This is a genomic window from Paraclostridium dentum (genome assembly GCF_012922555.1).
Taxonomy (GTDB): Bacteria; Bacillota; Clostridia; order Peptostreptococcales; family Peptostreptococcaceae; genus Paraclostridium; species Paraclostridium dentum.
Genome location: NZ_WIPK01000061.1, coordinates 1 through 891 on the forward strand (window position 1 = coordinate 1; position 891 = coordinate 891).

Sequence of the window (891 nt, forward strand, 5' to 3'; positions counted from 1 at the left end):
GTCCTTTTGAGAGGCAGCCATGCTGCTCCTATCGTCCTCCGTCCTTTTCTCCATCCTGCTGCAGACAGCGTCTGCACAGGCCAAGGACTGGACAACAGCCACGTCTATTTATGACTTCACTGCTACAGATATCGATGGCAACGACGTGTCTATGGAAAAATACAGGGGTCGGGTGGTTATTATCACCAACGTTGCCACCAAATGAGGCAAAGCCCCAGTAAACTACTCTCAGTTCGTACAGTTGCACGCCAAGTACGCTGAGAGAGGTTTATCCATCCTTGCTTTCCCATGCAACCAGTTCGCCAACCAGGAACCTGGCTCCCATGAACAGATAAAAAAATATGCCCAGTCCTATGATGTGCAATTTGACCTATTCAGCAAGATCGATGTAAATGGACAAGATGCTCATCCCCTGTGGAAGTGGTTAAAGGAGCAACCCAATGGCCAAGGATTTCTCGTGAATTCAATCAAGTGGAATTTCACCAAGTTCCTTATTGACAGACAAGGTCAGGTTGTGAAGAGATACTCACCACTTCAAGATCCATTTGAAATGGAAAACGATCTCCTGAAATATCTGTAAACCCAGCATTTAATTTCACCTGGAGCTAGATGTCCCCATAACCGATCATTTCCATTTCCGTTTCCGATCCTTTCCTGAAGCCTGCTGGGGGTCAGTGGTATCATCCCATGCATTTATGACGGTTTGTCTTGAAACCCTCTCTGTGGAAAAGACAAACCCGATGCATTTGGCGTGCAACTTCTCATGGGAAGATCACCAGTTCACAGACGGTCAACTGGAAAGGAATCCCATTCCTTTTTTCCCTACCATTCCCAATCACAATACCCAATCTATTATACGTACAGTCAAAAACTCGGAGCAATTAATCTGAA

General features: G+C 45.8%; 1 protein-coding gene. It reads left to right on the forward strand.

What is annotated here, in order from left to right; all coding sequences use genetic code 11:
* Positions 1 to 19 precede the first annotated feature (19 nt).
* Positions 20 to 580 carry a glutathione peroxidase gene (locus GFJ41_RS20900; protein ID WP_170075977.1) on the forward strand — a complete coding sequence of 187 codons (561 nt, stop codon included), beginning with the start codon at positions 20 to 22 and terminating at the stop codon, positions 578 to 580.
* The last annotated feature ends 311 nt before the right edge of the window (positions 581 to 891 follow it).